Source organism: Capnocytophaga canis (assembly GCF_000827555.1).
GTDB lineage: Bacteria > Bacteroidota > Bacteroidia > Flavobacteriales > Flavobacteriaceae > Capnocytophaga > Capnocytophaga canis.
Genome location: NZ_CDOI01000001.1, coordinates 177286 through 186044 on the forward strand (window position 1 = coordinate 177286; position 8759 = coordinate 186044).

An 8759-nucleotide genomic window follows, 5' to 3' on the forward strand; every position below is an offset into this window, starting at 1 on the left:
AGACCATATTCGCAATCGGATAAAAGCTATTGCCTATTGCCTATATTTTTTATTAAAAAAGAACTCGAGTGGAGTTTTTGTTTCATAGTAATCTTACAAACGACGGATGCTCCACCATCGCATTTAAAATCCTTTTATCAAAAATAGATATTATATTTCTTCCCAAAAGAAGCAAGATTCTCTATAAAAAACACTACACATGGAAGAACAAGATAAAGAAATATTCCGAGATTCCATCGGAACCATTGACAAGGAAGGAAAAAGGGCGTGGGTATTCCCTAAAAAACCATCTGGACGTTTCTATAGATATAGAAAATACGTCAGCTATGTACTTTTGATTTTTTTATTGGTCAGCCCGTGGGTGAAAATAAACGGTAACCAATTTTTGTTGTTTAATATTCTCGATCGTAAATTCAATATCTTCGGATTGCCTTTTTGGCCACAAGATTTCTATCTATTTGTGATTTCGATGATTATCGGAGTTGTATTTCTTGCACTTTTTACGGTTGTTTTCGGACGTATTTTTTGTGGATGGATTTGCCCACAAACCATATTTATGGAGATGGTTTTCCGTCGTATTGAATATTGGATTGAAGGAGATCGAGGTTCACAAATGCGACTTGATAAACAGGCATGGGACAAGGAAAAAATCAGAAAAAAAACACTCAAATGGAGTCTATTCTTTTTGATTTCTTTCTCGGTAGCAAACACTTTTTTAGCATATTTAATAGGTTCTGATGTTTTGTTAACCTACATCAAAGAAGGCCCAATAAACCATTGGGGAACGTTCATAGCATTGTTTATATTTACGTGTATTTTTTACTTCATTTTTACATGGTTTAGAGAACAAGTATGTATAATAGCTTGTCCTTATGGACGCTTACAAGGGGTTTTGTTGGACAATCGTTCTATCATCGTAGCCTATGACTATGTTCGAGGAGAATCGGATAATGGACGTAAAAAATTCCGAAAGAATGAAGATCGTCAAGCCTTGGGACATGGTGACTGTATTGATTGTATGCAGTGTGTACATGTATGTCCAACAGGAATTGACATTAGAAATGGAACTCAATTGGAGTGTGTGAACTGTACGGCTTGTATCGATGCTTGTGATGAGGTAATGGACAAAGTTGGTTTCAAGAGAGGGTTGATTCGTTTTGCAAGTGAGGAAAACATAGCTAAAAAAGCTCCTTTCAAATTTGATTTACGCATGAAAGGCTACACAGCTGTACTTACAATTCTGATTGGAATACTTATAGGAATGCTGTTCATCAGAACAGATGTTCAGGCTGATATTTTACGTTTGCCTGGACAACTATATCAACATGAGGAAAATGGAGTGATTAGCAACGTCTACACTTATAAAATTATCAATAAAACTACTCGTGATTTTGAAAATGTAACGGTTAAAGTGGTGGGTTCTTTGGATGCTGAAGTAGTTATTGTCGGTAAAAATTCTATTTTCGTTCCAAAACAAGGCCTGGCTGAAGGTACATTATTCTTAAAGATAAAAGAATCTTCTTTGGAAGAAGAAAAATCGAAAATTCTTTTGGATGTATATAGCAACAGCAATAAAATCGGCTCAACAAAAACCATTTTCTTGGGGCCGAGAACATTCCGATAAAGTATAAAATTTCAGCATCTAATTTTTGTTGTGATTTTAAAACTATACAATTGAGCCTGTTAGAAAAACTCTAAACAGGCTCAATTAATTTATGCATAAAAAAACTGTTAGGAAAATTCCGAACAGTTTTTATTATTTCTATGCATTGTATTTAGCCCGTAATTCTTTTGCTGTATCAACCATTGCTACAAGAGCTTTTTTAGTCTCTTCCCAATGGCGGGTTTTAAGTCCACAGTCAGGGTTAATCCACAAGTTACGTTTTGGTATCACACCAATGGCTTTTTCCATCAAGAAAGTCATCTCCTCCACCGATGGAACTCGTGGTGAGTGAATGTCATAAACTCCTGGTCCAATTTCATTTGGGTATTTAAACTCCGCAAATACATCTAATAAATCCATTTGAGAGCGAGAACATTCAATCGTAATTACGTCAGCATCCATATCCGCAATTGCCTCTATCATATCATTAAATTCAGAATAGCACATATGTGTGTGAATCTGTGTGCTATCTTCCACACCTGACGCCGAAATACGAAACGCACGAATTGCCCAATTGTAATATGCTTCCCAATCCTTACGGCGTAAAGGTAGACCTTCTCGAACCGCTGGTTCATCAATTTGAATTACCTTGATACCTGCTTTTTCTAAATCAACCACTTCATCACGAATTGCCAACGCTATTTGGGTACATGTTACCGAACGAGGTTGATCATCACGAACGAATGACCATTGTAAAATTGTTACAGGTCCCGTTAGCATTCCTTTTACAGGCAGTGAAGTTAACGATTGAGCAAACTGTGACCAACGAACCGTCATTGGAGTTGGACGAGAGACATCCCCATAAATAATTGGTGGCTTCACACAGCGAGAACCGTAACTTTGTACCCAGCCAAACTTAGTAAATGTATATCCTTTGAGTTGCTCTCCAAAATATTCCACCATGTCATTGCGTTCGAATTCTCCGTGAACCAACACATCAATTCCTGCATCCTCTTGGAAACGAATTGACTCTTCGATTTCTTTTTTGAGTAATGTTTCATATTCTTCTAATGGAAGCACACCTTTATTAAAATTAGCTCTCCAACTTCTAACCTCCTGTGTTTGAGGGAAAGATCCTATTGTTGTTGTAGGAAACAGTGGTAATTTTAACGCTCCTTCCTGAATAACTTGGCGTTGAGCAAATCCACTCTTACGATGTGCATCTTTTTCAGTGATTGCTCCTACGCGTGATTTAACATCCTCATCATGAATCAACTTCGATGTCTTACGATTATCATTCGCTTTTTTATTTTGAGTCACTGTTTCTCGTTGAACTTCAGTTAAATCATTAGTTACTAAAGATTTAATTGTTGATATTTCAACTAATTTTTGTTTTGCAAAAGCTAACCATTGTTTGATTTCAGGAGTAAGTATCTTTTCGTTATTCTCATGTTCCAAATTACAAGGCGAGTGTAACAAAGAACAAGAAGATGCTACCAACACGTGGTCAATACCCAAAGCTTTTTGAGCTTTTTCAATCAAAGTTACTGATTTTTGGAAATCGTTGATCCAAACATTACGCCCGTCTACAACTCCAAGAGATAATTTTTTATCTTTTGGTAATTTAGATAATATTTCATCTAATTGATTTTCAGCGCGAACTAAATCAATATGCAATACATCCAACGGAAGACTTAACGCTAAATCAGTGTTATCTTCCAAAGCTCCAAAATAGGTTGTTAAAATAAATTCTGTAGTAGGGAACGCTTCTTTCAGAATAGTATACACCTGTTTATAAGCCTCTTTTTCAGTTTTTGTAAGGTCAAGTACTAAACAAGGCTCGTCAATTTGAATAGTTTTTGCTCCAGCATCTACCAAACTCTGTACGATTTGTTTGTACACAGGTAACAAATTTTCAACCAGTTCAATTCTATGGAAACCATCCTCTTTTTCTTTCCCTAAAAGCAAATATGTTATAAGACCTAAAAGCACAGGCTTCGTTTCAAATCCATTGTTTTTTGCGAATTGATATTCTGCAAGAGCTTTGTTATATCGCAATTTAAACGATTGATTTTTAGTAAACTCTGGAACTAAATAGTGATAATTCGTATCAAACCATTTGGTCATTTCCACAGCCGTGATATCAATGCCATTCTTTTGGTAGCCTCGTGCCAATGCAAAATAAAGCTCCATGTCCGACAAATTGTCAATAGGAGCAAATCTACTTGGGATTGCATTTACCGAGAATGAAAAATCTAATACTTGGTCATAAAAGGAAAAATCATTGGAAGGCAACAAATCTATATTTGCTTCTTTCTGTAATTTCCAATTGTGAATTCTGATGGTATTTGCCACATCAAACAACTCATCTTCTGATATTTTTCCTGCCCAAAAAGCTTCGTTTGCTTTTTTAAGTTCACGTTTTTCCCCTATACGAGGATAGCCTAATAAATTGGTTTTCATATAATTCGTATGTATTTTTTTGTTTATTGTTCTAAAAAACTATGCTTCAGTACTATTCAATTAAAAAACTTTGGAAACAATGTCTACAATATTGTCTGATTTGCCCATTGAATAGTAATGCAAAGTAGGCACTCCCCACAGTTTCAATTCTTTACTCTGTTCGATAGCCCATTCTATTCCAACTTGTTTTACATCTTCGTTGGTTTTACATTTTTCCAATTCGGATACTAAAATTTCCGGTAAGTCGAGTTTGAACACTTGTGGCAACAAATTCAAATGTTTCTTTGTAGTTATAGGCTTAATTCCAGGAATGATAGGAATATCAATTCCCATGAGCCGCACTTTTTCTACAAATTCGAAATACTTTTGATTATCGAAAAACATCTGGGTAACAATATAATCCGCTCCGGCATCTACTTTTTCCTTCAACCGAGCCAAATCAAACGTCATTGAAGGAGACTCTATATGTTTTTCAGGGTAACCAGCAACTCCCACACAAAAATCAGTTCCATAGTCAGTCTCTATTACATCATGCAAAAACTTTCCACGTCCTAAATCTTTGATTTGCCTGACCAAATCTACAGCATAGGTATGACCATCTTTGGTCGGCTCAAAATAACGTTCCTCTTTCCGAGCATCGCCGCGAAGTGCCATAACGTTGTCGATTCCCAAATAGAAGCAATCTACCAACAAATATTCCGTTTCTTCTTTTGTGAATCCTCCACAAAGAACATGTGGTACGGTATCTACACCATATTTATATTGAATCGCAGAACAAATCCCTACCGTTCCAGGACGCATTCGAGTAATTTTCTTTTCTAACAGACCATTAGGATGCTGTTTGTAAAAAAATTCCTCCCGCGAAGTGGTTACATCAATAAAAGGAGGCTTAAACTCTATCAAAGGTTCAATATTTCGGTAAAGTTCTTCAATACTATTCCCTTTTTTAGGAGGAACTATCTCAAAAGAAAAAAGTGTCTTCCCTTTGGAACGAGCAATATGTTCGGTTACTTTCATTTTTGTGTTAAGTAAAAAATTATATTCACGGGGCAAAACTACGAACATTTTTTTATACTTCAAAATTATTTTAGAAAATAAATCCGCAAAAATTTTATATCACTATTTGTTTCATTGATTTTTTTAATCAAAAATAGAATATATTTCTTTTGTATTTTATTTGTGCAGAAATAACATACATTTAGAGTTAGTATTTTGACCATATATGAGAAAAATCTTCTTTTTTGCAGATACCAAAAAAAACATTACTTTTGCCAGATTGATGAGGCTCATTCAAAGGATTAGGACGCAAAAAATCAAAGTATTGAGTCCGAAATAATGAGAACTAATTAAAAAAATATAGCTAATGCATATTCATTTTACATCCTATAAGGATTTTCAAGCGGATTTAGTTTCTGAACTTTTAGCAGCTAATCACACCATTTCAGAAGGTGAATTAATAAATAAAAATGCTGATTTTGTAGTTATTAATAGAAGTAGTAAAGCAAATAGTGACCTCGAAAAAGAAGCCCAATTATTAGGTTTAGCTACAGGAACGGAAAACGATTTTTTGTATACTTTTTTTAAAGATAAAACACGTGTAGTAATTGCAGGTAAAGGAAAAGAAAACGTGTTAAAAACGGTAGTACATACATTTGATTTTCACAATATTCCATTAAGTTTTTTTACCGAAAACCCAATTAAAGGAAAGTCTTTTCGTCTTTCAACCCGTGCCGAATTTGTACTTTTCGACGGAAGTGAGGAAATAAATTCAATAGTTGACAAGCATCCAAAATATCTTACCTATCAACCTACTTTGGCACTATTAGAGAGCATCTCAGTGGATACAGAAAATTACGCCACTTTTGTGGATAGCATTACCAAAGGGGGGATTTTGGTATACAATGAAGAATGCGAGAATGTAATGAAAGTTGTGCAAAATACCGAGAATCCAATACGAAAAATAGCTTATAAAACTCCTGATTATGAAGAAAATAATGAATCTTTTTTCCTCATTACGGATGAAGGAGAGTTACCTCTGAACATTACCCAAAAAGAGGAAGTCCGTTATGTAGAAGCCGCCAAATGGATTTGTCAGAATATGGGAATTGATGCGGCAGATTTTTACGAAGCAATTGCTTCAATGTAAAAAAACAAATCGATCGAACATTCTGTCGTACGTAGTTCGTAGTTCATACATAACAAACTGAATACAAAATCATTAGATAGCATAGCTCATATAGAAAATGATTACATTAGAAAATAAAAAAAAGGTAGCTTTTTACACGTTGGGTTGTAAACTGAATTTTTCAGAAACTTCCACCATAGCACGTAGTTTTGAAAACGAAGGTTATCAACGTGTTGATTTTGAAGACTTTGCAGACATATACATCATCAACACCTGCTCAGTTACAGAAAATGCTGACAAGCAATTCAAACAAATTGTACGTAAAGCATTGAAAATAAACGACAAGGCTTTTGTTGCAGCTGTGGGATGTTATGCTCAACTGAAGCCTGCAGAATTAGCAGCAGTTCATGGCGTAGACTTGGTACTGGGAGCAAAAGAAAAATTCGACATCACTCAGTATATTGATGATTTGACTAAAAATAATGAAGGTCAAGTACATTCATGTGAAATTTCGGAAACAGATTTTTACGTGGGAAGCTATTCCATTGGCGATAGAACTCGTGCTTTTCTAAAAGTACAGGACGGATGCGATTACAAATGTACGTATTGCACAATCCCAATGGCACGGGGAATTTCACGTAGTGATACGATTGAAAACATTCTAAAAAATGCTCAAAAAATATCCGAGCAAGGAATTAAAGAAATTGTACTAACAGGCGTAAATATAGGTGATTACGGAAAAGGAGAGTTCGGGAATAAAAAGCATGAACACACCTTTCTGGACTTGGTACAAGCCTTAGATAAGGTCAAAGGTATTGAACGATTGCGAATTTCGTCTATTGAGCCGAATTTACTCAAAGATGAAACTATTGAATTTGTTGCACGGAGCAAAGCTTTTGTTCCTCATTTTCACGTACCTCTCCAAAGTGGAAGCAATCATATCTTGAAAAAAATGAAGCGTAGGTATTTACGAGAATTATACGTCAGCCGAGTAGCAAAAATCAAAGAAATGATGCCACATGCTTGTATTGGAGTGGATGTTATTGTTGGATTTCCTGGTGAAACTGACGAGCTTTTTTTAGAAACATATCACTTTTTGAGTGAATTGGATATTTCGTACTTACATGTATTCACATATTCAGAACGTGACAATACGGAGGCTGTACTAATGGATGGAGTTGTTCCCGACGAAGTGAGAGCTAAACGTAGTAAAATGCTTCGTGGTTTGTCCGCTAAAAAACGTAATAATTTCTATGTAAACCAGTTAGGAACAGAAAGAACTGTACTTTTTGAAGGAGAAAACAAACAAGGTTACATCCATGGATTTACCGAAAACTACGTGAAAGTGAAAACGCCTTGGAATCCAGAGTTAGTCAACACATTGCGTCGAGTAAAACTCACTAAAATTGACTCAGATGGAATGGTTCGATTTGATTTTGTAGATAATCCATAACATAAACATCTGACAAATAAAAATTTATTAAAATTTATAGCTAACCTTATTTGCATAATTCTTATATCTCTTTTAGATATTTCAGTTATGATCTTCCTACTAAAACATCAAAAGTTTCTAAGTAAAATGATGATTTTTTTCGTATATCTAACTGAATTAAACTAAAAAATTTCCATTACAAATGAAAAAAAATCGCCTACAACAACTACAAGCCTTTGAACGGCTACTAGATATCATGGACGACCTCAGGGAAAAATGTCCATGGGACAAAAAACAAACACTACAATCACTTCGACACCTAACGATTGAAGAAACCTATGAGTTAGGAGATGCCATTTTGGATAATGATTTAAACGAAATAAAAAAAGAATTAGGTGATTTATTGTTACACATTGTGTTCTACGCAAAAATGGGTAGTGAAACCAACGATTTTGATATTGCCGATGTGGCAAATACGGTTTGCGATAAACTCATTGAGCGACATCCACATATCTACGGAAATGTGAAAGTTGAAAATGAGGATGATGTTAAACGCAACTGGGAAAAAATTAAACTTAAAGAAGGTAAAAAAAGCGTATTGGAAGGCGTACCAAAAAGTTTACCTGCTTTGGTTAAAGCCACACGCATACAAGATAAAGTCGCTGGTGTAGGCTTCGATTGGGATTCTATTGATGGTGTTTTTGATAAAATCAAGGAGGAAATCAATGAATTACACCATGAAGTTACTCACAAAAATAAAGAAAATATCGAAAAAGAATTAGGCGACGTATTTTTCAGTTTAATCAATTACAGTCGATTTTTAAAAGTAAATCCCGAAGATGCCTTAGAAAAAACGAATAAGAAATTTATCAAACGATTTCAATACTTAGAAAACAAGGCTCAAGAACAGCACAAATCACTAAAAAACATGACCTTAGCTGAAATGGAAGCATTTTGGCAAGAGGCTAAAAAGTTTGATTTGTAAATTCCTTTGTAAAAAAGCGAAATTTTGGGTAGTGTTTCCCAAAGTATGATACTCAAACCCATCCGAAATTGATGTAGAAAAACACAATTTCAAAGGCTTTTATATGGTTTTTAAACTTTTTTGAAAAACAACAAGTTTTCCTCACCGCTCG

6 protein-coding genes are annotated in these 8759 nt (G+C 34.9%); 4 read left to right on the forward strand and 2 right to left on the reverse strand.

Annotation, left to right across the window (positions count from 1 at the left end):
• Positions 1-199: 199 nt before the first annotated feature.
• Positions 200-1624: a cytochrome c oxidase accessory protein CcoG gene (gene ccoG, locus CCAND38_RS00730; protein ID WP_042342989.1), complete on the forward strand. Its 1425-nt coding sequence runs from the start codon at positions 200-202 to the stop codon at positions 1622-1624.
• Positions 1625-1762: 138 nt separating this feature from the next.
• Here the strand turns inward: ccoG and metE are convergent, their stop codons facing one another.
• Positions 1763-4066: a 5-methyltetrahydropteroyltriglutamate--homocysteine S-methyltransferase gene (metE, locus tag CCAND38_RS00735; RefSeq protein ID WP_042342991.1), complete on the reverse strand. Its 2304-nt coding sequence runs from the start codon at positions 4064-4066 to the stop codon at positions 1763-1765.
• A gap of 60 nt (positions 4067-4126) precedes the next feature.
• Positions 4127-5083, reverse strand: a complete 957-nt coding sequence (gene metF, locus CCAND38_RS00740; RefSeq protein WP_042009719.1) for a methylenetetrahydrofolate reductase [NAD(P)H] — start codon at positions 5081-5083, stop codon at positions 4127-4129.
• Between the two features lie 346 nt (positions 5084-5429).
• Between metF and CCAND38_RS00745 the strand changes: the two genes are divergently transcribed.
• The 3 genes from CCAND38_RS00745 to mazG all read left to right on the forward strand — a co-directional run bounded on the left by CCAND38_RS00745 (position 5430) and on the right by mazG (position 8608).
• Positions 5430-6212 (forward strand): hypothetical protein, encoded by a 783-nt coding sequence (locus tag CCAND38_RS00745; RefSeq protein ID WP_042342992.1) that lies wholly within the window; start codon positions 5430-5432, stop codon positions 6210-6212.
• 97 nt (positions 6213-6309) lie between these two features.
• Positions 6310-7644, forward strand: coding sequence for a tRNA (N(6)-L-threonylcarbamoyladenosine(37)-C(2))-methylthiotransferase MtaB (gene mtaB, locus CCAND38_RS00750; RefSeq protein ID WP_042342993.1), 1335 nt, complete (start codon positions 6310-6312; stop codon positions 7642-7644).
• A 181-nt stretch (positions 7645-7825) separates the two neighbouring features.
• Positions 7826-8608 (forward strand): nucleoside triphosphate pyrophosphohydrolase, encoded by a 783-nt coding sequence (gene mazG / locus CCAND38_RS00755; protein WP_042342996.1) that lies wholly within the window; start codon positions 7826-7828, stop codon positions 8606-8608.
• The last annotated feature ends 151 nt before the right edge of the window (positions 8609-8759 follow it).

Excerpts from the sequence above, each read along its gene's own strand:
- metE (WP_042342991.1), bottom strand. The coding sequence starts at position 4,066 with ATGAAAACCAATTTATTAGGCTATCCTCGTATAGGGGAAAAACGTGAA.
- ccoG (WP_042342989.1), top strand. The coding sequence starts at position 200 with ATGGAAGAACAAGATAAAGAAATATTCCGAGATTCCATCGGAACCATT.
- mazG (WP_042342996.1), top strand. The coding sequence starts at position 7,826 with ATGAAAAAAAATCGCCTACAACAACTACAAGCCTTTGAACGGCTACTA.
- metF (WP_042009719.1), bottom strand. The coding sequence starts at position 5,083 with ATGAAAGTAACCGAACATATTGCTCGTTCCAAAGGGAAGACACTTTTT.
- mtaB (WP_042342993.1), top strand. The coding sequence starts at position 6,310 with ATGATTACATTAGAAAATAAAAAAAAGGTAGCTTTTTACACGTTGGGT.
- CCAND38_RS00745 (WP_042342992.1), top strand. The coding sequence starts at position 5,430 with ATGCATATTCATTTTACATCCTATAAGGATTTTCAAGCGGATTTAGTT.